Source organism: Microbulbifer regidiadema (SeqCode), assembly GCF_052466995.1.
Window position 1 is genome coordinate 1,891,166 of record NZ_CP174297.1, and the last position, 25,754, is coordinate 1,916,919.

Here is a 25,754-nt window from a genome sequence, read left to right on the forward strand (position 1 = left end):
GCGATACCAGCACTTCAGGAGCGCGCACTCCCTATGGCCTACATATTTCTCTGTCTACGCTTCACGTTGATTGTTCGCTCGTGCATCCTGCCTCTCAAATACTCCTAATTTAAAGCTCCGCACAACGCGCAAGACTCGATACTGGTGAGTGGCTAACTCTTACCAGGCTGGGACTTTCACCCAGCAAGATGCAACAAGCTTCGCTTGTCGCACTAACGCCTTTAGCAACGGCCGAAATGTAGCGGCGAAGCTGCGGAATGTAGGTCCAGCCCCGAAGGGGCGATGTTGCCTAAACTTGTTAGGTGCAGACTTTGGAATAAGTAAGTTTTCATGAGTCCTCATGCCATATTTGGCGAAGTTTTACACCTTTATCAAAAACAAGATCACTATCATCTGAAAAGTGGACCTCAACTCTAATATCGTTTTCATCTTCAGATTGTTGAACCCAGTCGACCCATTCGATCGATGCTGAAAGCTGACCATTTTCTTGAACAATGCGGTAGCCCTCACCGAGGTTCTCCGAAAGTACATCTTCAATCTTGCCGTTATTCATAATTTCCTTCTGGTAACTTGACCACCTAACGCCTTTAGCATGGGCGGCCGCTATGGAGCGAAGCGGAATAGTGGACGTCCAGCCCGGCGGCTTTTTGCCGGGCGAGCATGCCTAAACTCGTTAGGTGTACGGACTCGCAGTATAGCGCCATGAAACCACCCCCGATTTTTTGCATAATACTAACCCCACTGACCCATAACGACGACGGATATTGACACAACCAAAAGCAGTAAAGCAGCAATAGTAAGCGTTGAAACTAAAATGTACTTGTTGCGATGGAGAGCATACGAACCAAAGGTTAGCTTCGATACAGTGCTACCCACTGCGACTGGCGCACCTATAGCTAGGGCTATAGCCATCCAGGGACCTATTGCCTGAATGATTGTGCCTGCTCCAACGAATAGTGCTTCCATTCCAAACTCCATCAAGTACACCGTAGTGGTAGGACAGCCGGTTACCCGACTGCCCCCACGCAGATCCGGACGTGCGGAATTACCGCATCCGGCTCCTCAGTTATATTATTTACCGCGCAGCTAAACCCTATCAAAGCTATTCACTCCACCCATCTTCGCCTTTTCACCCAATGACTGAAGTGCATAAACTCAGATTCAACTGAATGTAATGCTTGCACTTTTGTTTTCATACAATATCCAGCCCTACATGTCCGGTGTATGTATCGACTGCAAGCTCAATATAACTGCCAGCCCCTTCGCCCTGTAGACGGCTTTCCCGCCCTCCGACTACTATGAGCTGGTCCGACTCCCAAGACACCATCGTTCGTCTCGCTTATTCAGCTACACTACCCTACCCATTCCTTTGGGAGTTACCTTGGGTCTCACAAGTTCTCATTACATCTCTGTATGCATGCCACGGCTTAAGAACTCCGCTAGGTCTCCACAATCTTGCCATTCAGGTAGCGAAAACAAATTCACTCCTGAGTCGATTGCTTTGCATGGACTTCGACCGCGTTACAAGCCTCATCACCTAGAATTTGCATTTCGAAGCGATACCAGCACTTCAGGAGCGCGCACTCCCTATGGCCTACATATTTCTCTGTCTACGCTTCACGTTGATTGTTCGCTCGTGCATCCTGCCTCTCAAATACTCCTAATTTAAAGCTCCGCACAACGCGCAAGACTCGATACTGGTGAGTGGCTAACTCTTACCAGGCTGGGACTTTCACCCAGCAAGATGCAACAAGCTTCGCTTGTCGCACTAACGCCTGCGATAATCGGCGGGCCGCGCGAAGCGTGGACCGTCCGGTGGAGGGCTTTAGCCCGGAACGAAATTCATCGCCTTGGTACGCCCAGCATGGGCGTGAACTAATGGGGTGAAAGTCCTCTGTAGGAAGATCACCATTTAATGGGTTCCATTAAATGCTAACTACTAGTAAATGGCAACTGCAAGACCGCGAGGTCTTGTGGGGAGGAAGCCACTAGCAAAGCTACGAGCTGACGAACAGAAACATCATATAAGGCTTAGCCTGGAGGCGAGGTAGCCAAGGATACCGAAGCCATGTGGTCTAACGGGTAGAGTAAATGATGCAGTTGTGTAGTGAAAGTTCGCGCTCTTATCTGGGGAGATCTGTTCAACCTGTTGCTGTAAAGCTGTCAGCGTGGCCGCGTAGGCCCAGCCCGCTAGCCACCATCGCGGGGGTAAACAAAATTGGTGGAACACAGCAGCGCCTCGGCCAGTAATGGCCAAGGTGATTGAACAGAAGTCAGCCGACGGCATAGTAGCCTAATGCCAAGATTAATACCTTGGATACGGTGAAGGCCTGAACCCAAAATCCACGAGTTAAAAGACAGGGCTAGCCTACCGATGTGTTGCCAGCCGGATATAAAATTGACGTAGCGCACTGCCATGACACTCAACTCAAATGAAAATCTGCTTGAAACCATCCTCAGCAAAGAAAATCTTAATGCTGCATGGAAACACGTGCGAAGCAACAAAGGTGCCGCAGGCATTGACGGGATTACTGTCGATAATTTTGTGAAGCACTTCAAGGCAGTTGGCGACGACCTCATCGAGACTATTCGACAGGGTCATTACCAGCCGCTTCCCGTCAGGCGCGTCTACATTCGCAAGCCAGATGGTGGCCAGCGTGGGCTCGGGATACCTACGATCTTTGATCGTGTTATTCAGCAGGCTATCGCCCAAATCATCAGTCCCAGTTTCGATAAAACCTTTTCGGAGTTCAGCTATGGATTCCGCCCAAAGCGATCACAGCATCATGCGGTGAAAAAGCTACAGAAGTATATCGAAGGCGGGAAGCGAATAGCCGTAGATGTCGATTTATCTAAGTTCTTCGACCGGGTCAACCATGACTTCCTCATGAGTTTACTTGGCCAAAGAATCAGCGATAAGCGTTTACTCAAGTTGATCGCAAGTTACTTGCGTGCAGGAAGTGTAGAAGATGGATGCTGGAAAGCCTGTCATGAGGGGGTGCCACAAGGGGGCCCTTTATCGCCGCTGCTCTCCAACATTGTACTCGACCTGCTCGATAAAGAGCTGGAAAAACGCCGATATGATTTTGTTCGCTATGCGGATGATTTTGTGATTGTTGTTGCTTCTAAGCACGCGGGTGAACGGGTTATGGCGAGTATTAAACGCTTTGTTGAGCGCAAGCTTAAACTCAAAGTTAACGATACTAAAAGCCAAGTAGTTCCTGTCAGCCGCTGTAAGTTTTTGGGGTTCTCTTTTCGCGGTGCAAGGCTCGTCTGGCATGACAAGTCCCTGCTCCAATTTAAATACCGCATCCGCCAGATTACAGGGCGATCCCGTGGTATTTCTATGGAAAAGAAATTGAAAGAACTTACCGTGTTCCTCCGTGGTTGGATCAATTATTTTGGTATAGCGCAAGGCTATCAAAAATGTATCGATCTTGACTGCTGGATACGGCGAAGATTGAGAATGAGCTACTGGAAAAACTGGCGCAAAGTGAGAACGAAAATCCGAAACCTACTACACATGGGTGTGAGTGAATCACTGGCTGTCACTTGTGGATCGTCCGGTAAGAGTTACTGGCGAAATGCAAAGACCGAAGGCATTCATATTGCACTCAACAATGAGTTTTTCCAAAAGATGGGCTTGATTTCGTTACGTGACCGTTGGGTAGAGATTCATTACGGATAGGGAACCGCCCATTGCGGACCCGCACGATGGGTGGTGTGGGGGCCGGTAGCTAGAAACTACCGGCTACCCGATTTAGCGCCTTTGTGCAAGACACTGATCATTAGAATATATCCTCATAGTCTTCATCATTCTCTCGCCCGTGGAGAACTTCCCACATACCTTCCTGGTGTAGCCAAATCTCGTCGGCATTTCTCTCGATATACTCATTCACATCCATTCCATCTATAACAGACGGTCGTTTGACCCTGACTTGTTTTCCATTGATGAAAATCCAATTATATCTCTTTTTTCTATCAGCTTTTTCGCGCTTTTGTTCAGCTGTGAGCCTATTCTTTGACTTTGCCATTTCTTTGAGATCTTAAACGCTAACGCCTAGCTCACCGAGCGAGCGTTAGCGAGTCCGGTGCAGCTATTTGTTAGGCATTTAATTAAGACATTCGCCAATAAGGTCATAATTTTCTTTATTTAACATCTCTGCTTGAGCGACTTTTTGATCAGATTATTCTTTAGAAATAATTTCTTGCTTTACCAACCATTTGAACTTACCAATCTCCTGCTCCAACTCATTTTCTGGATCAAGCTCATTCATAATTTTGTCATGATTTTTATCTTGAATGACAAATAATTTTCCATAAATACAGGCCTCTGAATAGATAGCATACCTAATTTGAAAAACACCCAGCGCATACCAAAGGTAGTCTACATTTCGAAGCCATTTGTTCTGCCCTATTTGAATAGATGATTTCTGAGGGATGTCAGCATAGTTCATCTATATCACCAGATCCAAACTTATCTTCATAGGTGGCCTACCCGACAATGGTTGGGGGAAAAATCGAAATTTGCCCGTTCAACCAAATCAGTACACGTAAACTATCTCTTGAAACTAAACCATAGCTGGTTCTTAATAAATATAAATATTCCGCAGGCCAGCATGCTATTGAAAACAAAACTAAAAATAACAAATTGTTGCAGGAGTGTATTTTGGCTGTTGGCAAGAATGGTTCCAAGAGGAAAGCGAAGTATAGAAAAATGAATGTAGTAGCAAAGCTTTGTGACGAACGGCATAGACTCAATATACTCATCACTATAGGGCTCAAGGGAGCTTCCACTATTTACTATATTGTAGTACCAAGACTGTTCTACGATTCCTGTAATTACGGCGGAAAAAGTATAGACTAGCAAGAAGATTATCGGATATTTTAAGCGCCGCATTATTTTGTCCCTTTTAAAGCTTCGACTAGCAGGCAAATAGATTCTTCTTTGGTCGCTTTCGATATAGATGCATGGGTGTTACCGGGTTTTCTATGGTTATTGACTGTGGTCGCATTTTTATCTACTGCAATGTTCTTACCACCTTTCTGACCAAAGTTTGTCTCAGGAGTATCAGTCCAAAAATTTTCGTTTCGTTTAACGTTTGCTGGAATTTTTCGATCTACTCCAAAGTTATTGAAAGTTGCTGCATCGACTGTAATTAATAGGTCTATATTAACATGTCGGGCATTTCCAATGCTCCTTTCGAACCAATTCGGCTTGTTCAAGTTCTCGGCAAGCTCAACAGCTGTATCTCCCCCCATACTATAGCCGTATATGAGTAGTTTCCCGGTTTGCTTTCCATCGCGAAAGGACAAATTTTGTTTTATGAAGAGCTTTGAATGCATTTGAACCATTTCATACATATCGGTAGCAAAGGCTCTAACTTTAATCGTCTCTCCTGGTTTGAGGGTATAACGCTCCGCAGCTTTATTTAAAATATCGACAACTCGATTGTCTTTTGTATTCTGTATTCTGTGGGATCGGCTGACCAACACCTTTTTCATATGGATGATTAAACCCCTCAAAAGCTAAAATGACGTGGGTAAAAGATTCCATAATTTATATCTCTCGTAATTTCTAGATTTGCCTAACATTTATATAGTGGTCATCCGGTATCTGTCAACGTAGTTGTCGCGTTTAAGGTATTAGCTCTTTAACAATTTACCGCCTTTTCCGGATTCAGAGTTACCGATTCCGGCAAGCTGATGTTTCTGGTTTCTCCTGACCAGCGGCGAGGGTTCTTGGCCTTCGCAGCCTCAAGCACCGCTTTGCGCTGGATCAGTATCTCGTGAGCTTCGCCATTATGGCGCTGCTCAGGTGTCAGGTAGTTCAAGCCACTGTGGCGATGTTCGGTGTTGTACCACCGTACAAACGTCAGTACCCAGTTCCGAGCTTCATCGATTGTTTTGAAGCCAGTTACCGGGAAGCCCGGCCGGAACTTCAGCGTCTTGAACAATGACTCAGAGTAGGCATTGTCGTTACTCATCCAGGGACGGCTGTTCGAGGGCGTTACGCCAAGGTCGTACAGTTTCTCCAGGAAGGTCGCCGCCTTCATGGGGCTGCCATTATCGGAGTGCAGTACAAGTGGCTTCTTCTTGGCAGCCAGGTGCTCCCGCCAGTAGGCTTTCTCGATAAAATCACAAGCCAACTCTCCTGTCTCACGCTCATACACTTCATGGCCGACGATTTTCCGGCTGTAAACATCCATGACCAGATACAGGTAGTACCAGGTTCCGCATGCTGGCCCCGGCAGCCACGAGATAGCCTAAGACCACAGGTAATTTGGCTCTGAGGCTTTGTGTGTGGTCGCTGCTCGCTTTTTCTCTGGTGCCTTCTGCCGGCCTCGGCGGTGAACCTGATCGTGCTCTCGTAAAACTCGATAAAGTGTCGATTCAGAAGCGAGGTAATGGCCCTGATCCAGCTGGTCGGCAACAATAAATGCTGGCGGGCAGCTTCGGTATTCAGGTTGGTTACACAGGGCTACCACGGCTTGACGCTCCTCGACGGTCAGCTTGTTCGATGGCTCACCACGGGCCTCTGATCTTCTCTGACAACCGCGTCAGAGGTCCAGCGTTGATAGGTGCGTAGCTCACGTTCAGCAAGGCACAGGCCTTAGCCAGCCGGGCTCCGCTGCGATTGGCTTCGGCAATCAGGGCAATGGTTTGCTGGCGATCTGGAAGGCTGGTCATTCGTCCTCATCTTTATGGCCCCAGATCGCCTCGGCTTTTTTTGACAGTGTGAGCAGCGCAGCGGTTTCTGCGAGCGCCTTCTCCTTGCGTTGCAGCTCTGCCTCAAGCTTTTTAATACGCTTTTTCTCGGCCTTACTGGCTTTCTGGTTGCGCTTCGACTGCTCATCAGATACAGCATTAGCTGACATGCAGGTCGCTTTCCAGGCCTCAATCTACTCGGTAAAAAGGCCGTTTTTGCGGCAGTATTCACTGAGTTCCGCCTCAGTCATCGGGGCGGTCTCAAGGACGATTCTGAATTTTTCTTCGCTACTCCAGTTTTCGGGAGTGGCAGAGTTGGACGGCAAAACAACACCTCGTTGTCTAGCAGCTTTGCGCCAATTGTACAGGGTGGCGGTACTGATGCCTTCCTGACTAGCCAGTTCGGCCACGGTCATACTGTGAGGCGGTGCCATCTTCTTGAGGATGGCCTCTTTACGTTCGGGTGAATAGTGGGGCTTGGTTGTCCTTTGAAAATTTCAAGCGACAACTACCCTGACACATAGGTATCCCGGAATTACTGGATACATTGGTACTGGATAATTGCCTGATTACCATTGATGCAATGGGTTGCCAGGCAGCCATCGCCGATAAAATTATCGCAAAAAATGCTGATTACCTGCTCGCCGTTAAGGACAATCAATCAGTTTTAAAAGCAGGTATCGAAGCCACGCTAAGTAACCTCAAGCCCAAACCCTACCAATGCCCGGAGATTGATTTTCATCAGTGTGAAGGTTCAAATCGGGACCGCTATGAGGTTCGCCGATGCTGGACAACACAATCCTTGACCCAATTGGCAAACGCTGAAAAGTGGCCGTCATTAAAGACGATCGCGTTGGTCGAGACCGAGCGCCGACACCACGGCGAGTCTGTGATAGAGCGACGCTACTACATATCGAGTGATACTTTGAGTGCCCTGGCCTGTAGTGACTCCGTCCGGAAACACTGGTCAATTGAAAATAGTCTGTACTGGGTACTGGATATTGCTTTTAGGGAGGATGATTGCCGTGTGCGTAGTGGTAACAGTGCGGAGAATCTATCCCGACTTAGGCAGTTTGCCCTCAATTTACTGAAGCAGGATAAGTCCACAAAAATGGGGCTAAAAAATAAGCGTATGAAAGCGGCATGGAGCACCGACTATCTAGCCCAATTAATTGGTATTGAATTACCTGATTTGTAGTGCGATTGCCCTGCTCCCGAAGGGCTTTCGGCGAGTACGTGATTACGGCTTTCTGCATAGTAATGCCAAACGATTATTGCAGCTTGTACAGCTGACCCTCAAAGTTATTCTTGAAACGCTCAAACCAAGAAGTCGACCATCAATGCGTTGCCCAAAGTGCTGTGCCCCCATGCGGTTTGTACAAGTCTTTAGCCCGGGCTGGCTCTCGGGCTGATGAGCAATCTCTTAGTAAAATATTGCCACTTACCAACAAGGAGGGAATAAGAGTTCAGTAGAAAACACTACATCGATTGGCACCAGAGAAGCCAAGGCTGGCGATCGCCTTTAAAAAATTGAACGATAATAAATCCCAAAATATTCCACACTCCCAAAAAGATATTTTCTTATAAAGAGCGAGTCGGGCGCTACGGGCTTGTCCAACAACTGGATAAGATCGCGGCTACGCGCGATCTATCCTTATTCGTTATGAGTTTTTGGCAAAGTGCTTCTCAGCTTTTAGACGAATGCTGTTTAAACCGTAAGTTACCCTGCGACTATAATTTTCATATTCTTCTTTCGGTAATGGCCTCATATTCTCGAAGCCTTGGATAAGATAGCCAGCTTCGAATTGGGGTGATGGTTTTAAGTTATCATCGATTAATGGTTTGAAACCTATAACTTCACCGCCAACATGACCAATTGAATTTATATGCATTACGCCTTGCTCTATGATTGGGCAGTTATGAATATCTTCGGCTGTTGGATGTCTAGCCGCAGTCCAGTCATGCAAACCTACCAGAATACTCTTGGTTTTACGGCCACTTTTCTTTTTGATTTCAAGAAGGCGACCGCAGGCAAACCACCCGTTACTTAGAGGAATGTAGTAAAAATCACCTTCTTTAACCTCTGAGGCTTTCTTAGGTATATGCGGATACATACTGTGACTCATAACGCCTTGCCTGTGTTTTATACACATTATTTAAGTCCATTTAGAGCTTCTGTTGCCTCAATATAATGAAGTAGCTTGGTGTATCCCTGCCAAACGGTTTTCACCCCTGGCTCACCATCCCCTTTACGTCCCAAAAAACCTCCTAAACCTGCCAGCATGCGGGTTATCTCCCTCATGCTTGGGGGTTCATTTGGTGGAGTAGTTTTATCTCGCATCATCCATATCATACGCCATTCTTTTTCAGAGTAGGCACTCGTACACGGTGCTTCAGGAAGTCTTCGTGCTCGTGTAGTTATCGAATGTAGTCGCCATCCAATAATCATATAGATCGCAATGCAGTTCAGCATTCGCTACTCTGTTCTAAAACGATTACTTTCTATCTGACATCCACCTTTTAACACTCGAAAATAGGTTTCAATTTCCCACCGGCTTCGATACCACTCAATGATAACCCTCGCCTGCTTAAAGTCTTCAACTGAAAGATCCGTCAACAGCATCCACTCAATCCCTTTCTCACCCTCTGGTGGGGTTAATTCTTTAGCCAGTACAGCATAGAGAGAAAGTGGTCTTTTAGATTTTCCTTTTCCTAGTAATCGTATTTCAGTAGTGGATACGCTGACTTTGGCTTTTCTTCCAGGTTCTCCATTCCGCTTGGGAATATCTACCGTGTATTGACCAATAGATTTCTGCTCATTCATATGATCCCAAAGCAAAACCGTTTCTTCTCCATCGATCTCTAAAGTGCGATTGGCCTTAGCTCGAACGATATAGCTCGCCCGCCGCTGTTCGCTTTGATCTTCAGCCAGTTGAAACCACTCATGAATATCACCCTCTCTATCAGCAATACTCACAATTGTGCTTTCAAGACAGCGCTCCTGTATCTGACAAGCAGATTCGTAATGGTCTAGCCAGCGTCGACTCTCCTTATCCTTTATCGACTTGGTATAGCGGGAATTGGCGCTTGACTCCTCCTTATCTCTCTGCCACATACTGCCCTCAACGACACCCAAGTTAACTCTTGATGGCGTTATAGCGATGGAGGTGTGCAACAGTTGCTGATTGGTCTCTTTCCGCCTAAGTGTTCCCATCTCTTTACTTTCTAAGTCAGTGGCAAAATTTAGAAAGGTGGTATCTTGAGGGATAAGAACAACGGGCTGCGCCTTGATTCTCTCAAGAGTTTCTGATTTATGGCCGCTCATAATAGAGTCAAAGTTGACTTTATCATTTTCGATAAAACGATAAGCCGCAAACGTTTCTGACCAAGTTTTGTTTGCACAGGGAATGCTATTCTTTGGATCTGAACTTAAACTACTAAGAATATTGGACAAGCGCTTATTCAAGCGTGTATCACCCATAACCTGATTTTTTACTTCGTCCATGACCCAGTCCTGCATAATAATCCAATCAAATCTGTAATTCTTACCAGGACAAACTGTAACTTATTGATTTACATAATAAAACTGGAAAAACTTGTGTATAAAACTTAGCGCCGCGCACAGGGGCGGCTTACTTTTTGCACGTTTTGCGCGAAAATGGGAGCGCAGCGACCAGCGCAAGACGTGCAAAAAGTAAGCCCTCCCTCTGCTGCGCTTTGTTAGGCTGCAGACTCCTCAAGCTAGATTGATGGTACTTAGAGTTGCTACTCTGAGAAAGAAAATTTTGCCCAGGTCAATGAATCGGTAGATACCGCATTCTTCGGATACAATAATTCAGCTCTCTCACCTTCTTGGTAAATTGCACTTACGCCAAACATCATATTCCAAGTGTTACCTGGAAATTTCTCGCGCGAGGCTTGAACTTGCCTATGTGTTCCTTTAGCCCAAATAGGACCTTTTCTATTTTCCGGTTCTTCAAGCCCAGAAAATGGCACCCAGAATCCAGCATAATTTTTAAGATCCCATTTTCCCGAAACTCGCTCCCATCCATTGTCTGTTAGTACACTTTCACCCATTTGAGCCGAGAGATGGAATGAGTGAAGACGGCCAGTTTCGGCATGCTCTATGTAGAGATCTAAGACTGTGATGTCCTCTGCTTTAGCTTTTGCACATATGTAGAAATAGTCTTCATCATGCATTAGATAAATCGCAACCTGTGCCGGCAAATCGATTTTTGTTGCCACATCCCATTCATCATTCCCGCAGCGGCCATCCAATAGTGCAGCCTTACTTGTTGAGTTGATGGCAATTGTCTCAGAAGCATTGGAGGAAATCGCGAAGAATGAAAAGATCGCGCCCAGAAAAAGTAGCTTCGATATTATTTTCATATTATTTCTCTCAATTACTATTTTTATGCCTAACGTTGAGCGCAAGCGCCGCATTAGCGGTCGATTTGCCGCGTTTTGTTATGAGCTGTGAGTCAGTTAAAAAAATGAGTTAAATAGGGTTGTCACAGCTCTTTTGTTTATTTCTGCCAAAGAGAAGTTTACACCAAACCAGGTTAGATATTCACACTCATGCCCAGCGCCATCAGCTGATATAGGATCTGATCAATACCCAACCGCTGATATCGAATATGGGCACGAGCAAACACCGGTGAAAACAACACTACTGTAATAACAAATACTGAAAGAAAAAAATATTAGCGACTTATCCTTATTAGTTAAGGGCTGGCCTGCTAAGTGATCCATTAATTGTTACCCAACTTCATGTGAGGCTGATCTGAAGGAAGGCAATAAAAACCAAGTTTTTCATAGAACGGCACCTTGCCCTTACTTGGCCAAAGGTTGACGCTATCGATGCCAAGCTTTCGGCAGTCTGAAATAATAGCTTTCATTATGGCGGCTCCTATTCCTTTTCCTTGGTGTGACTCAAGAACTATTACGTCAACAATGAAGGCATATCTGACGTAATCAGAAATAAACCTTCCAATACCTACAGCTACATTGTTTGTATCTCGGACAACATACCACTCTGAAGCGGAATTTACTGCCCTAATCATTTTCTCTCTGGATGGCTCTTCTATCCATCCCGCCTCAATATACATTGCGGCCAATTCATTCGCTGTTGGAGGATCTTTTAGTATATTCATTTATTAGAAACTACTGATTGTCCATAACGCCGCTAGCAAGGGCAGCCGAAGCAACGCGTAGGCTGTCCAGCCCAGCCCCGTAGGGGTTGGGCGAGCTTGCCTAGCCTGGTTATGGTTGGCGCGCTCGGGACCGACTACTAGCACTTTGCCAGCCATAGTTTGGCTGGTCCTGCCCAACATTTACGAGGAAAGAATACCGCACTTTCCCCAACCAATTCCTATCTTACTGGCACTCCACGAAATTGCACCGAACTACCTCTTTTTACAACACCCGAGCGAACACTCTAGGAGCGAAACTGCTTGAATAGCAATCATTAAAATTGCTCAACACCGGATGCTATTTAGTGGCACTAAACCTTCAGTTACCACGAAAAATCAATAAAACCGACCGCCACAATAACGCCCGGCCTGTGTTTTATACACATATTTGAATCCTATTCAAAGTCTCATACAGAGAAATAGCCTAATTTCCCGACTGGAATGAATGAAATTTAACCGTCTATAAGACCAAAAGCGCTTGAGTTTTACGCTAAATCTAGCGCTTTCCCTGGAGTAGAGCGCATATTGATTAAACAATCACCAGTATCCCTCTCTACTTAGGTATCTGATCTTGCCTGTAGTAGATAGAGTTGAAGCTCTCAATACTCTTGTAGAGCTTATCAGAGTAGTAATTTTCACTGGTTCACTTGTGTATAAAACTTAGCGCCCGGCTATGGGGCGAGCAACTTGTTGCGAGTCCCATGCCATGAGCCGTTTGTTATGCATTTTCTATCATTTCACTAAGCTTACGGACTGTATTTAAGTTGCGACCAGTGGCTGTGACTCCCAAACAAGCCTCTATATTTGCGACTAACTTAGAACGACCAATTCCATCAGGTGCGCTCAAGTAGAACACGCCGTCAATTAGTTCATACTGCTCTGTTTGCGAGGCTATTTCCTCTAGCTTAATTTTGTTTATCTTTGGGCGTTCCTTGCAATAATAGAAATGAACCTCTTTCCCTTCTTGATCTTGAAAAGGGTTGTTTGAAACAGAAGAGTAAAATTCTTCTTCGTCTAGCACCATAACCTCGGCTGAAAAACCAAACGTGGTTTGAATTAAAGTTTCAATTTCTATTTCAGGTGACTTCTCATACTTCAGAACAATATTTCCGCTTTGAATATACGTTGCAACGCTTTCAAATTTATTGTCTTCCAAAAGAACTTTTAGCTCCTTCATTGGGACCAAATTCTTTCCTCCTGCATTAATACCCCTCAACAAAACAATATAGGTTTTCATCATTTGTTTCCCGATGCATAACGTCTCAAACACCGGCGCAGTTTTGCCGCGTCCGAGCGCTTTGACTCGTTGTGCGAATTGCCTACACGCAAATTCAATTCTGCTCACCCGTACCAACAAACCCCACCATACGGGATATCAAGTCTCCTTCCTTTTCTACAAAATATTGACCGAGCTCAACTTGCTGTGAACCATCTGGGCCCATACCACCGAAAGCGACAGTGACACGAGTGACGCTGGAGATGGTATCGCTTTTAACCACTCTCGCTGACCAACCGGGAGCATTTGCACTAAACATGGCTACATAGTTACTTAATGCTTCAATACCATTTAGAGTTTCAGGCGTGCGAGGATCGTCGTACCGTATACTTTCTGTCACAGCACTATTTATCTTAGCAAGCCGAGTCTCAGCTTCTTCGATTTGCCAAGCTTCAAAAAAAGTTGTAATGCAATCTGACATATTTCTACCCTCATTTTTTAAAGGGAACGCATAACACCGGCAACACCGGTAAATCAAAATGGAGGCAAAGCCGGAGTTTAATTTATCCGAATGCTTGCCTTCGTTATACCTTTTTCGAAAAGTGTAGCCATTATTTTTTCCAGAAGTAACTCTCCTTCCGATTTACTTCGGCCATCGTCTAAAAAGGCTTGTACATCATTAAGTTCTTTTGGTCGAAACCCTGGGCCACAACAACCGCAGGAGTGAAATGTGAAACCGTTTTCGTATAATACTTTAACCTTTAACCACTGTTTAGAGTTATTCTGCTTTGGAGGTTTAAAGTCATGCCCCATATTTACGATTTGCTTAGCACATTGCGGGCATTTTACAACCCTGTCCTCTTGCCTTTCAGGGCGAGACTCTCGAGGTAATTCGTAAAAATTTGTTTGCTTAAATGACTTTTTGCAATCAAAGCAAGCGTAACGCTCTTTATATGTATATTGTCCGTATCTGCACATATACTCTTTCTCAGGTAGTAGTGGTAGGACAGCCGGTTACCCTAACTGCCCCCACGCAGATCCGGACGTGCGGAACTACCGCATCCGGCTCTTCAATAATATATTCGCTCGTGTAAAGCACGAACCCTAATACCAGTCCACAAGTATACTGCGTTTGTATACTCGCGGTGGCTTTAGCCCAAAATATCCCAGCATTTCCTTTAGACTGTTCCAGTTGTAACTCTTGCGCTGACTCCGTCGATTGAGCCATTTGTGCATACTGTGTAGAACATAGCTGTACAAACGGGACAAGCTTCGACTGTTGTCTGGCAGACCGAAGTAGTTCTGGAAGCCTTGTAGCTTGCGCTTCAGTGTGGGCAGCCATTCTCTCAGACGCTCACTGCGCTTGGCTTTGATCCAGTGGTAGAGTGCTTCCATTGTGCCCTTCTGTTTCTTTGCGGCAGTCCGGCGCCTGAGCCTGGGACGTTTGTTGACGTCCAGGCTCCAGTAGAACTCAAAACCCAGAAATTGGAACTGCCGTTTTCGGCCCGGATGGAAGCGGCTAAAGCGCTTCAGGTGCGTTTTCTCGGGGGCTAACTGCAGGCCAAACTTGTTCAGCCGTTGCGGTAGTACCCGGTAAAAGCGCTCTGCATCCGTTTTCAATTGGAAAGCCGCTACATAATCATCGGCGTACCGGATTAGCATGGCTCTGCCACGCATACGCGGCTTAACCTTCTTCTCGAACCACAAATCCAGGACGTAGTGCAGATAGATGTTCGCCAGTACCGGACTGATCACGCCACCTTGCGGGGTGCCTGCTGCCGCTTTACTAAACTTACCATCTGGAGTTTGCACGCGCACCTTAAGCCACTGTTTAATCAGTGTCAGCAGGGCTTTGTCGTCGATACGAAGGGCTAGCATGCGCAGTAACCAGTCGTGATCCAGCTGATCGAAGAAGCCTTTAATATCGGCTTCAACGATGTAGCCGTAGCCTTTGAATTGCAGGTTTAAGCCAAGGCTATGTACGGCTTGGTGGGCGCTTTTCCTGGGGCGGTAGCCGTAGCTAAAGGGCAGAAAATCCTGCTCCCAGATACTTTGCAGTAGCTGCGCTACGCTCTGCTGCACCAGTTTGTCTTCCACCGTAGGCAGCCCCAGTGGGCGCTGCTTGCCGTTGCCTTTGGGAATCAATACCCGCTTAATCGCCTGGGTACGGTAGCGCTTGTCACACAGCCGTTGATGTAGGCATTGGATATTTTGTGGCAGACCTTGCCGGTAAGCTTCGGTTGTTACTCCATCGATACCGGGGCGGGCCTGCTTGTTGAGCTGGCCCCAGCTTTGATACAGCAGGTTGGAATTTAGCAGTCCGTATAAATTCTGAAACCTGTGCGCGGGGTGGCTCTGTGCTTTAAATGCGATGGCGTGCAAGGCGGTTGTCATAGTGTCTCCAGCCCTACTTTGTCCGGACTATGTTTCTGTTGCACACCGATATTACTGTCAGCCCCTTCGCCATGTAAGCGGCTTTCCCGCTCTCGGACTACTATGAGCTGATCCGACTTCCGAGTGGTCTTCGTTGGTTTCACCATTAGGCTTAACTTCCCTACCTGTTCCTTCAGGAACCTGCTCGGATCTCTCAAGTTCTCAATACCTCTCTTTCTACATGCCACGGCTTGATAACCCCGCCGATCCGCCACAACCTCACCAATGCGGTTGCTTTGCCTGGACTTCGATGGCGTTACACATCTCGTCGATCGGAGCTCACTTTATTATCGGAGCGATACCAGCACTTCAGGGTCACGATAACCCCTATGGCCTATAGAATTCTCTGTGTACGCTTCACATAGTTTGTTCACAGTGAGAAAAAAAATGAGTATATTTTTTTTCCTTCTGCTCCGCCCTACGCGCAACACTCGATACGGGTGGCTGGTTAGGCCCTACCCGACAGGGACTTCCACCCTGCAAGAAGCATCAAGCTTAGCTTGACGCACTAACACCTCAAGAAGGGGCGCCGGTTACGGCGTCCCGCTTACTTGAATTGTTATGTGCTTTGAATTTAAATTTAATCTCAGTGAATAGCAAAACCGCCCATAAGACACCGCTTAAAAATAAGTTAATATCATTAGTTAAGGCGTCAATTGATGATTGAATGAAGGGGCCATCTATGTATGTAATTACCATTGATGCTGGAATTAAAACTAGATAACCAAGCCTAGCCCACCCCTTATAAAATAGCAGGGCTATATTGCAAACGAGACCAAACAAAACAACACCAAGGCCAAATGAGTCAAACAGTGTCCACTCTTCATCTAGTTGCCTGTCAAGCTGGTCGAGTAAAATAGGGTTTAGATCAGAAGGGGCTACAAAAGCAGCTGCTATAGCTACAACTACCCAAATTAGGCTTACCCATACCAGCTTTTGGAAATTGGAATTATTCATTTACTTTCCAGCTCCTACGCACATAACGCCGCAATCACGCGTTTATCGCGTGCATTGCTTTGGTACGCCCAGCATGGGCGTGAACTAATGGGGTGAAAGTCCCCTGTAGGAGGATCACCGTTTAATGGTCTCCATTAAATGCTAACTACTAGCAAATGGCAACTGCAAGACCGTGAGGTCTTGTGGGGAGGAAGCCGCTAGCAAAGCTACGAGCTGACGAACAGAAAGCTGCTATAAGGCTTAGTCTGGAGGCGAGGTGGCCAAGGATACCGAAGCCATGTGGTCTAACGGGTAGAGTAAATGATGCAGTTGTGTAGTGAAAGTTCACGTTCTTATCTGGGGAGATCTGTTCAACCTGCTGCTGTAAAGCTGTCAGCGTGGCCGCTGACTCATAAGTAGGCCCAGCCCGCTAGCCACCATCGCGGGGGTAAACAAAATTGGGGGAACACAGCAGCGCCTCGGCCAGTAATGGCCAAGGTGATTGAACAGAAGTCAGCCGACGGCATAGTAGCCTAATGCCAAGATTAATACCTTGGATACGGTGAAGGCCTGAACCCAAAATCCACGAGTTAAAAGACAGGGCTAGCCTACCGATGTGTTGCCAGCCGGATATAAAATTGACGTAGCGCACTGCCATGACACTCAACTCAAATGAAAATCTGCTTGAAACCATCCTCAGCAAAGAAAATCTTAATGCTGCATGGAAACACGTGCGAAGCAACAAAGGTGCCGCAGGCATTGACGGGATTACTGTCGATAATTTTGTGAAGCACTTCAAGGCAGTTGGCGACGACCTCATCGAGACTATTCGACAGGGTCATTACCAGCCGCTTCCCGTCAGGCGCGTCTACATTCGTAAGCCAGATGGTGGCCAGCGTGGTCTCGGGATACCTACGATCTTTGATCGTGTTATTCAGCAGGCTATCACCCAAATCATCGGCCCCAGTTTCGATAAAACCTTTTCGGAGTTCAGCTATGGATTCCGCCCAAAGCGATCACAGCATCATGCGGTGAAAAAGCTACAGAAGTATATCGAAGGCGGGAAGCGAATAGCCGTAGATGTCGATTTATCTAAGTTCTTCGACCGGGTCAACCATGACTTCCTCATGAGTTTACTTGGCCAAAGAATCAGCGATAAGCGTTTACTCAAGTTGATCGCAAGTTACTTGCGTGCAGGAAGTGTAGAAGATGGATGCTGGAAAGCCTGTCATGAGGGGGTGCCACAAGGGGGCCCTTTATCGCCGCTGCTCTCCAACATTGTACTCGACCTGCTCGATAAAGAGCTGGAAAAACGCCGACATGATTTTGTTCGCTATACGGATGATTTTGTGATTGTTGTTGCTTCTAAGCGCGCGGGTGAACGGGTTATGGCAAGTATTAAACGCTTTGTTGAGCGCAAGCTTAAGCTCAAAGTTAACGATACTAAAAGCCAAGTAGTTCCTGTCAGCCGCTGTAAGTTTTTGGGGTTCTCTTTTCGCGGTGCAAGGCTCGTCTGGCATGATAAGTCCCTGCTCCAATTTAAATACCGCATCCGCCAGATTACAGGGCGATCCCGTGGTATTTCTATGGAAAAGAAACTGAAAGAACTTACCGTGTTCCTCCGTGGTTGGATCAATTATTTTGGTATAGCGCAAGGCTATCAAAAATGTATCGATCTTGACTGCTGGATACGACGAAGGTTGAGAATGAGCTACTGGAAAAACTGGCGTAAAGTGAGAACGAAAGTCCGAAACTTACTACGCATGGGTGTGAGTGAATCACTGGCTGTTACTTGTGGATCGTCCGGTAAGAGTTACTGGAGAAATGCAAAGACCGAAGGTATTCATATTGCACTCAACAATGAGTTTTTCCAAAAGATGGGCTTGATTTCGTTACGTGACCGCTGGGTAGAGATTCATTACGGATAGGGAACCGCCCATTGCGGACCCGCACGATGGGTGGTGTGGGGGCCGGTAGCTAGAAACTACCGGCTACCTGATTTAAATTTTTTGTATAGGTAGTAGCAGGTAACTGCTGAAACTATACCTGGCACAATGTAATACAAACCAACTATTGAGAACATTAACCATTTACCCGACAGCATAGATATAACCAGGCCACCACCCACGGCCCCAGCAATAACCACAATTGGCAATGAAAATAGTCGGCTCTTGATTAAGGCAATACCCAGTAGGTAGGCAACTATCACGATGGTTGGCGTCATTACCATAAACAATATTGGCACCCATAAAAATACGGAGCTTAAATTGTAATAATGAGTAACAACGCCATCAGGAGTAATCGTTTTTCCATAGCCTGAAAAAAAAGCCATTACAACGGTGCTCACAATCGCTGAAACTAGCACCGATTTCAAGAGAGCTCTGTGATTAATGTGAATATGGCTCATAGAAATTTAACGCTTTTAGCAGCGGACCAAAAAGCCATAGGCTTTTTGTGTCCGTTGCCTAAACTTATTAAATGTTGGTGCGATAAACTTTTTTGTAATATTCATATGAGATTAAACCTGCCGCCAAAACATACAAAAACACTAAGTCGCCCCAGTAAAGTGAGCCCAATATTACCAGTGACCATAAATATGCCAATACATATTTAAAATTTTGGTGCGCCATTGTTGTTTTTAAGATTGCACCAAAGGCAACTAAGTTTAAAACAAACGAGCCTACCAAGCCCTGAAATATATAAACAGACTGCGGCTCTTGCATGAATGACTTTATATAGTCTGACAATGTAATGCACTCAGGCCTTGCTGTGAAAATTAGCACATACCCTGCGCCTAATGGATATAGGGAATTTATAAGGTATAGGCTTGCGTAGATAATCCTTTCTTTCATAAGACATTTAACGTTGCCGACAGGGGCAGCCGGAGCGTTTGCGTGCGAGGCACGCAGCGTAGGATCTCCAGTCCAGACCTGAAGGGGATGGACGAGCCTGCTTGGTTTTGTTAAATAGCTGGCCTACAAACATGTCCCAGCCTGCTCTATTGTAGATTCAGTAACTACCCCTTTAGAGTCCGCCTTGAATGTGATGATATAGTGCCATTTACTACAGACGATACTATTAGCCTCACCAGAGTCAACAATCGTTAATGTATTTTCAGAAGGGTTAAAAATAGGCTCAAACGCTTTATATTTTACCATTAGATAACCAATTTCCGGCCTATTTGACTTGACATATTCTATTTCTGTCTTCCAGTACTCAACTCTTCTTGGCCCTTCATTACCAAGCTCACAAGAGCAAAGAAAAACCATCATTAACAGGATGTATAAATATTTCATAAGCTATTTAACGCTGAGTGCAGGGGCACATGCTGTTTATGTGTCCCGGCACGAAGTGCCCTTGCTGCCACGCTTTGTTATGTGCCTTACTTCCTATCGGCAGGATGATTGACGCCGTCATAGGTTGGCACTCCTTCTATGGTTAATGGATTAATGCCCTCTAAGCATGCGACATTAAAACCATATTGTTCTGGATTAGACCTTCTTTGGTGATGAGTATAAACACCGCACTTGCCACAAAAATAGTGCTTTGCTGTATTGGTGTTAAATTGATAGAGATTTAAATCACTCTCACCTTTTAGAATATTTATACCTGAAAGTGGAACTGATGCAGCTATTGCACCCCTGCGACGACAAAGAGAACAATCGCATCGGCGAACATCTTCTAATCCATTTGGAAGATCTAGTTCGATTTGGACAGATCCGCAGTGACAACTGGCGATGTGTTTCCGTTTAATTGGAACTCCGTCAACTTCCTTCAGGTTTATTGCCATAACTTATTCCTTGTATGCACATAACGCCGCTAGCAAGGGCAGCCGAAGCAACGCGTAGGCTGTCCAGCCCAGCCCCGAAGGGGTTGGGCGAGCTTGCCTAGCCTAGTTATGGTTGGCGCGCTCGGGACCGACTACCAGCACTTTGCCAGCCATAGTTTGGCTGGCCGCTGCCCAATATTTACGAGAAAAGAATACCGCACTTTCCCCAACCAATTCCTATTTTACTGGCACTCCACGAAATTGCAGCGGACTGCCCACCTCTACCACACTTGAGCAAATACCCTAGGAACGAAACTGCTTGAATAGCAACCAGTAAAAAGGGCTCAATATCGGCTGCAATTTAGTGGCACTAAAGCTTCAGTTACCACGAAAAATCAATAAAACCGACCGCCACAATAACGCCACAAACAGTGGCAGATTTGGAGCAGCGAAGCTGCGGAAAAACTGTCCAGCCCGCGTAGTGGGCGGTGCTGCTTTGTTTTGTTAAATACTACGGCCACTACGAAGCCACCTAATTGATCTAAGTATTAGTTGTGGTAAGTAATACCACCAAACAGTGCCGACAACACCTATATAGATAGCTGGATACCAAAAATTGGGGATATCTCGATAGATACTGTACTCCCCATTGCTCCCAATACTATCTACGAAGTTAAGTGCTTCGACTACGTACGCTAGTGGCACCATTCCCCAACCTACGGGAAAATCTATTGTGAGGTAAAGGAGCCAAGCCATTACCGCACTGCCATCGGAACTATTTACAATCAGATACCCCATAATAAATACGGATACGAGATGTATTACAGCTAGTGTTACAGAGACTTTATGTATCATTGGTATTTAACGCCGCTAGCAAGGGCAGCCGAAGCAACGCGTAGGCTGTCCAGCCCAGCCCCGGAGGGGTTGGGCGAGCTTGACTAGCCTGGTTATGGCTGGCGCGCACTGAACCACCTACTTGCTCTCTACCAGCCAACTTTGGCTGGCCACTGCCCGATAAATTTAAAGGGGAAAATACCATACTTTCCCCACCAATTAACTATCTGCCTGGCACTCAACAATGCGGCAGTTAACTTGCAGAACTTGTTGGCTTAAAACGAAGGCTCTTGAACGAAACTGCGGTACCAATTTGAAGGAGAATTCTCTGGCGAAGCATGTTCAGGTAGAGATTGTTACTTGCAGCAAGTACAAACTATCTAAAAATTGACCGCCACAATAACGCCCGGCTCAGCCGAGCCCAATGCGGAAGTTGCCTTGTGTTGAGCTGGGAGCGCAGCGAACCAGCACAAGGCAACTGGAGTGCTGGGCTTCGCGCTGCAGCCGATTGTTATGTGTTTGTATATTCACCACTTCCCTTTACTTGGAAAAATAGAGACACCAGACCCAAGATCATGCCCACTGGAGATGTAACAAGACTAATAGCGGCAAGCGCAAGTCCAATAATCTTATATTTGCGGTTTCCTAACTTAACTTTCTTACCGGTTAAGATTAATGCTGCGGTGAATACGATAAATATACTAAGTACAAGAATCTGCGCCAATGAAACACCAACAGCGCCAGAGAACAACGAAAACAATATCAATCCTACAAAACAGGCCAGCAGAATATAGCCATGAAACTGCAGGAAAAAACCACCAATTCTTAAATTTTTCATAATTCTAATTTACACATAACGCCGTTAGCAACGGCAGACTTGTTGTTGTGGTGGCTGTGCAATAATGGCGAAGCCATGCACAGCTGGCGCAATGACCAGGCTGTCCAAGGAGCGAAGCGACTGATATTGCCTAACCTTGTTATGCATGACCATGTTTGCGGCCCAATATAATTGAAAACAAAGCCAATAGTACAACAGCAAGAGACCACGAAAAATTGAAAAGATGAGGCTTTGAGGCAGCAGTTACCCCAAAAACGGAAGCACCAATAAGAACTTGTGAGGTAGCCGATGCATAGAAAAAAGCTTTAGACGGGTGCTTGACAACCACTAAGCCAGAAATACCTGAAATTAGTAGAGTCAAACCCATAACAATCCCAAAAATCTGAGAGTAAAGCGTTGCCAGAAAAGCGGTACCTATCCCAATGAGTATCCCACTCGAGGTACCTAGCATTATTTTAACCGCATTATTCATTTTGACTAAAACCCCCATAATGCATAACGCCTTGCTCAGCCGCCACCGGAGCGTAGCTGCTTTGTGCTAGCGTAAGCGTACAGCACAGTGTAGGTGGTCGGATGCAGCAATTTGTTAAGCGCGTGTTGCAAAACCGACAACTATTGCCTGATTGGAAGCCGGAACTACCAAGTAGATGTATTCACCATGAAACTCTGATTTGGCCTGGAAGATCATAGATTGTTCTTTGTAAATTGGGTTGGCTTCTTCATCAACCTCTCTGCAAGCCATTTCAATGTATTCGGTTATATCCCATTCAATGAGATTTTTTTGGTCTTCACTTACACAGGTTACTTTTTGAAATACGTGTTTGGATAACTCAGCGCTGATGCCTTCGTAATTGGTTCTATACGATTTACCAATGGACACATCTTGGCCATTTAGGTGGCTTATAAGCCCCTTTTCAAGATTGCCATCATGTACATACGAATTTGCCCAGAAGTCGCAAGCATTGTTGCTAAGCCTTCTAAGGCACTGAAGATAGCCATCAAGATTATTAACGATAGTTGGACTTTCCATGTTTGCGCTTAACGCCGCTAGCAAGGGCAGCCGAAGCAACGCGTAGGCTGTCCAGCCCAGCCCCGAAGGGGTTGGGCGAGCTTGACTAGCCTGGTTATGGCTGGCGCGCACTGAACCACCTATTTGCTCTCTACCAGCCAACTTTGGCTGGCCACTGCCCGATAAATTTAAAGGGGAAAATACCATATTTTCCCAATCTGTTAACTATCTGATTGGCACTCCATGATGGCGTAGCTGGCTTGCAGGGCTTGCTGACTTAAAACGATGGCACTGGAACGAAACTGCAGTACCAAATTTCAGGAAAAATCTCAGAAAAAAGTGCTCAGATAGAGATTGATGCTTGCAGCAGCTACAGAACATCTAAAAATCGACCGCCACAATAACGCCGCTAGCAAGGGCAGCCGAAGCAACGCGTAGGCTGTCCAGCCCAGCCCCGAAGGGGTTGGGCGAGCTTGCCTAGCCTGGTTATGGTTGGCGCGCTCGGGACCAACTACCAGCACTTTGCCAGCCATAGTTTGGCTGGCCGCTGCCCAATATTTACGAGGAAAGAATACCGCACTTTCCCCAACCAATTCCTATTTTACTGGCACTCCACGAAATTGCAGCGGACTGCCCACCTCTACCACACTTGAGCAAATACCCTAGGAACGAAACTGATTGAATAGCAACCAGTAAAAAGGGCTCAATACCGGCTGCAATTTAGTGGCACTAAAGCTTCAGTTACCACGAAAAATCAATGAAGCCGACCGCCACAATAACGCCGCTAGCAAGGGCAGCCGAAGCAACGCGTAGGCTGTCCAGCCCAGCCCCGAAGGGGTTGGGCGAGCTTGACTAGCCTGGTTATGGCTGGCGCGCACTGAACCACCTATTTGCTCTCTACCAGCCAACTTTGGCTGGCCACTGCCCGATAAATTTAAAGGGAAAAATACCATACTTTCCCAACCGGTTAACTATCTGATTGGCACTCCATGATGGCGTAGCTGGCTTGCAGGGCTTGCTGACTTAAAACGATGGCACTGGAGCGAAACTGCGGTACCAAATTTCAGGAAAACTCTCAGAAAAAAGTGCTCAGATAGAGATTGATGCTTGCAGCAGCTATAGAACATCTAAAAATCGACCGCCACAATAACGCCGCTAGCAAGGGCAGCCGAAGCAACGCGTAGGCTGTCCAGCCCAGCCCCGTAGGGGTTGGGCGAGCTTGCCTAGCCTGGTTATGGTTGGCGCGCTCGGGACCGACTACTAGTGTACTGTATTAAATAGATTGCTGATTTGAGAGTGCTTGGCGTGCACGCTCCACTTTCAATAAAATTTCCTCAGCAGATTTCGTCCACACAAAAGCTTTCTTGGCTTCATTATGTGTTTCAATAAATTTCACGATAGCCGTTTCCAACTCCTTGACTGAGGTGAATACCCCTCGGCGCAACTGCTTCTCTGTGAGTAATCCAAAAAATCTTTCTACCAGATTTAGCCAGGATGAACTGGTCGGAATAAAATGAAGATGAACTCGTTTGTTTCTCTTGAGCCAGCGCTTTACATTTTCATGCTTGTGAGTCGCGTAATTATCGACGATAAGATGAAGATCCTGTTCTTTGGGTGTTTGCTTTTCTACGGTCTTTAAAAAGCCTAAGAACTCCTGATGACGATGGCGCTTTCTACACTCACCTATGACCTCACCAGTCAGCGTATTAAGGGCGGCAAAAAGAGTGCTTGTCCCGTGACGTTTATAATCATGGGTCATGGTGCCACACCGCCCCGGTTTCATGGGTAGTCCAGGCTGTGTCCGATCCAGGGCCTGAATCGAGCTTTTTTCATCCACACAAAAGACAACAGCATTTTCTGGCGGTGACATATACAAGCCAACAACATCGCGTAATTTTTCTTCAAAAGCAGGATCGTTACTCACCTTGAACTTTTCGGTTAGATGAGGCTTAAGGCCCACTTCCTGCCATACCCTGCTGACAAAAGAGTGGTTAATTCCTAAGACTTTCGCCATGCCTCGCGTTGTCCAGTGTGTCCCATCCTTTGGCTTACTTCCTGTCGTCATCTTGATAATTTTCGAGCGGAGTTTTGCCTGCTCTTCTGAATTCTTACCGCCATGATTAGCCCCCCTGGGCAAATCCTTCTCTATACCTGCCAGACGCTTTTCTGCAAAACGATTGCGCCATCGGCCCACCGTATTGACATCAATGCTTAACTTTTTCGCAATTTGGTAGTTGGGAACCTGCTTGGCAGCGAGCAAAATAATCTTTGACCGCTCAGCCAATCTCACCGATATTTTTCGACTTTTTATATTCTTTTCTAACTGCTTTTTTTCTTCCGGTGATAAATTGATTTCAACTTGAGCTGGCATTGGTCTTCACTTAATCGCTAAATTAAGCTCACATTATATATCGGTAATCTATTTAATACACTACACTAGCACTTTGCCAGCCATAGTTTGGCTGGCCGCTGCCCAACATTTACGAGGAAAGAATACCGCATTTTCCCCAACCAATTCCTATCTTACTGGCACTCCACGAAATTGCACCGAACTACCTCTTTTTACAACACCCGAGCGAACACTCTAGGAGCGAAACTGCTTGAATAGCAATCATTAAAATTGCTCAACACCGGATGCAATTTAGTGGAACTAAAGCTTCAGTTACCACGAAAAATCAATAAAACCGACCGCCACAATAACGCCGCTAGCAAGGGCAGCCGAAGCAACGCGTAGGCTGTCCAGCCCAGCCCCGAAGGGGTTGGGCGAGCTTGACTAGCCTGGTTATGGCTGGCGCGCACTGAACCACCTATTTGCTCTC

Annotated in this window: 23 protein-coding genes and 1 pseudogene; 3 read left to right on the forward strand and 21 right to left on the reverse strand. The window is 46.2% G+C overall.

From position 1 onward, the window contains the following. Nucleotides 1-328: 328 nt before the first annotated feature. On the reverse strand, nucleotides 329-553 hold the full coding sequence (locus ACJJIK_RS08220; protein WP_444944723.1) for a hypothetical protein: 225 nt from the start codon (nucleotides 551-553) through the stop codon (nucleotides 329-331). A gap of 1,863 nt (nucleotides 554-2,416) precedes the next feature. Between ACJJIK_RS08220 and ltrA (ACJJIK_RS08225) the strand changes: the two genes are divergently transcribed. Further along, entirely contained in the window at nucleotides 2,417-3,688 is a 1,272-nt protein-coding gene (gene ltrA, locus ACJJIK_RS08225; protein WP_444944724.1) for a group II intron reverse transcriptase/maturase, read from the forward strand. A 499-nt stretch (nucleotides 3,689-4,187) separates the two neighbouring features. Here the strand turns inward: ltrA (ACJJIK_RS08225) and ACJJIK_RS08230 are convergent, their stop codons facing one another. From ACJJIK_RS08230 to ACJJIK_RS08240, 3 genes and pseudogenes are all read right to left on the reverse strand, one after another. Next, nucleotides 4,188-4,457, reverse strand: coding sequence for a hypothetical protein (locus ACJJIK_RS08230; protein ID WP_444944725.1), 270 nt, complete (start codon nucleotides 4,455-4,457; stop codon nucleotides 4,188-4,190). Between the two features lie 442 nt (nucleotides 4,458-4,899). Next, nucleotides 4,900-5,505 carry a hypothetical protein gene (locus tag ACJJIK_RS08235; protein WP_444944726.1) on the reverse strand — a complete coding sequence of 202 codons (606 nt, stop codon included), beginning with the start codon at nucleotides 5,503-5,505 and terminating at the stop codon, nucleotides 4,900-4,902. Nucleotides 5,506-5,654: 149 nt separating this feature from the next. Next, nucleotides 5,655-7,181 (reverse strand): annotated as a pseudogene (locus ACJJIK_RS08240) (IS3 family transposase); the annotation flags it as partial. A gap of 65 nt (nucleotides 7,182-7,246) precedes the next feature. Between ACJJIK_RS08240 and ACJJIK_RS08245 the strand changes: the two are divergent. Continuing rightward, entirely contained in the window at nucleotides 7,247-7,906 is a 660-nt protein-coding gene (locus ACJJIK_RS08245; protein ID WP_444945045.1) for an ISAs1 family transposase, read from the forward strand. Nucleotides 7,907-8,369: 463 nt separating this feature from the next. Here ACJJIK_RS08245 and ACJJIK_RS08250 read toward each other — a convergent pair whose 3' ends face one another. From ACJJIK_RS08250 to ACJJIK_RS08290, 9 genes are all read right to left on the reverse strand, one after another. After that, nucleotides 8,370-8,834 (reverse strand): Imm26 family immunity protein, encoded by a 465-nt coding sequence (locus ACJJIK_RS08250; protein ID WP_444944727.1) that lies wholly within the window; start codon nucleotides 8,832-8,834, stop codon nucleotides 8,370-8,372. 26 nt (nucleotides 8,835-8,860) lie between these two features. After that, nucleotides 8,861-9,181: an IS4 family transposase gene (locus tag ACJJIK_RS08255; protein WP_444944728.1), complete on the reverse strand. Its 321-nt coding sequence runs from the start codon at nucleotides 9,179-9,181 to the stop codon at nucleotides 8,861-8,863. Nucleotides 9,182-9,184: 3 nt separating this feature from the next. Further along, entirely contained in the window at nucleotides 9,185-10,213 is a 1,029-nt protein-coding gene (locus ACJJIK_RS08260) for an IS4 family transposase (protein WP_444944729.1), read from the reverse strand. Nucleotides 10,214-10,473: 260 nt separating this feature from the next. Beyond that, nucleotides 10,474-11,097, reverse strand: coding sequence for a hypothetical protein (locus ACJJIK_RS08265; protein WP_444944730.1), 624 nt, complete (start codon nucleotides 11,095-11,097; stop codon nucleotides 10,474-10,476). Nucleotides 11,098-11,459: 362 nt separating this feature from the next. Then, nucleotides 11,460-11,861 carry a GNAT family N-acetyltransferase gene (locus tag ACJJIK_RS08270; RefSeq protein WP_444944731.1) on the reverse strand — a complete coding sequence of 134 codons (402 nt, stop codon included), beginning with the start codon at nucleotides 11,859-11,861 and terminating at the stop codon, nucleotides 11,460-11,462. A gap of 757 nt (nucleotides 11,862-12,618) precedes the next feature. Then, nucleotides 12,619-13,137 carry a DUF1697 domain-containing protein gene (locus tag ACJJIK_RS08275; RefSeq protein ID WP_444944732.1) on the reverse strand — a complete coding sequence of 173 codons (519 nt, stop codon included), beginning with the start codon at nucleotides 13,135-13,137 and terminating at the stop codon, nucleotides 12,619-12,621. Nucleotides 13,138-13,231: 94 nt separating this feature from the next. Further along, complete coding sequence (locus ACJJIK_RS08280; RefSeq protein WP_444944733.1) at nucleotides 13,232-13,597, reverse strand: hypothetical protein; 366 nt, start codon at nucleotides 13,595-13,597, stop codon at nucleotides 13,232-13,234. 623 nt (nucleotides 13,598-14,220) lie between these two features. Continuing rightward, nucleotides 14,221-15,510 carry a group II intron reverse transcriptase/maturase gene (ltrA, locus tag ACJJIK_RS08285; RefSeq protein ID WP_444943735.1) on the reverse strand — a complete coding sequence of 430 codons (1,290 nt, stop codon included), beginning with the start codon at nucleotides 15,508-15,510 and terminating at the stop codon, nucleotides 14,221-14,223. A gap of 555 nt (nucleotides 15,511-16,065) precedes the next feature. Then, nucleotides 16,066-16,506, reverse strand: coding sequence for a hypothetical protein (locus ACJJIK_RS08290; RefSeq protein WP_444944734.1), 441 nt, complete (start codon nucleotides 16,504-16,506; stop codon nucleotides 16,066-16,068). Between the two features lie 635 nt (nucleotides 16,507-17,141). On the opposite strand from ACJJIK_RS08290, the gene ltrA (ACJJIK_RS08295) reads away from it, so the two are divergent. After that, complete coding sequence (gene ltrA / locus ACJJIK_RS08295) at nucleotides 17,142-18,413, forward strand: group II intron reverse transcriptase/maturase (RefSeq protein WP_444944735.1); 1,272 nt, start codon at nucleotides 17,142-17,144, stop codon at nucleotides 18,411-18,413. A 56-nt stretch (nucleotides 18,414-18,469) separates the two neighbouring features. Here the strand turns inward: ltrA (ACJJIK_RS08295) and ACJJIK_RS08300 are convergent, their stop codons facing one another. The 8 genes from ACJJIK_RS08300 to ACJJIK_RS08335 form a co-directional block, all read right to left on the reverse strand. After that, nucleotides 18,470-18,859 (reverse strand): hypothetical protein, encoded by a 390-nt coding sequence (locus tag ACJJIK_RS08300; protein WP_444931954.1) that lies wholly within the window; start codon nucleotides 18,857-18,859, stop codon nucleotides 18,470-18,472. Between the two features lie 100 nt (nucleotides 18,860-18,959). Continuing rightward, nucleotides 18,960-19,208, reverse strand: coding sequence for a hypothetical protein (locus tag ACJJIK_RS08305; protein ID WP_444931953.1), 249 nt, complete (start codon nucleotides 19,206-19,208; stop codon nucleotides 18,960-18,962). Nucleotides 19,209-19,460: 252 nt separating this feature from the next. Beyond that, complete coding sequence (locus ACJJIK_RS08310; protein WP_444931952.1) at nucleotides 19,461-19,781, reverse strand: hypothetical protein; 321 nt, start codon at nucleotides 19,779-19,781, stop codon at nucleotides 19,461-19,463. Between the two features lie 86 nt (nucleotides 19,782-19,867). Next, on the reverse strand, nucleotides 19,868-20,275 hold the full coding sequence (locus ACJJIK_RS08315) for a GFA family protein (protein WP_444944736.1): 408 nt from the start codon (nucleotides 20,273-20,275) through the stop codon (nucleotides 19,868-19,870). Between the two features lie 1,324 nt (nucleotides 20,276-21,599). Then, on the reverse strand, nucleotides 21,600-21,926 hold the full coding sequence (locus ACJJIK_RS08320) for a hypothetical protein (protein ID WP_444928845.1): 327 nt from the start codon (nucleotides 21,924-21,926) through the stop codon (nucleotides 21,600-21,602). A 139-nt stretch (nucleotides 21,927-22,065) separates the two neighbouring features. Continuing rightward, nucleotides 22,066-22,398, reverse strand: coding sequence for a hypothetical protein (locus ACJJIK_RS08325; protein ID WP_444928616.1), 333 nt, complete (start codon nucleotides 22,396-22,398; stop codon nucleotides 22,066-22,068). A gap of 114 nt (nucleotides 22,399-22,512) precedes the next feature. Continuing rightward, nucleotides 22,513-23,142 carry a hypothetical protein gene (locus ACJJIK_RS08330; protein WP_444944737.1) on the reverse strand — a complete coding sequence of 210 codons (630 nt, stop codon included), beginning with the start codon at nucleotides 23,140-23,142 and terminating at the stop codon, nucleotides 22,513-22,515. 1,066 nt (nucleotides 23,143-24,208) lie between these two features. Then, complete coding sequence (locus ACJJIK_RS08335; protein ID WP_444944069.1) at nucleotides 24,209-25,306, reverse strand: IS630 family transposase; 1,098 nt, start codon at nucleotides 25,304-25,306, stop codon at nucleotides 24,209-24,211. Between the last annotated feature and the right edge of the window lie 448 nt (nucleotides 25,307-25,754).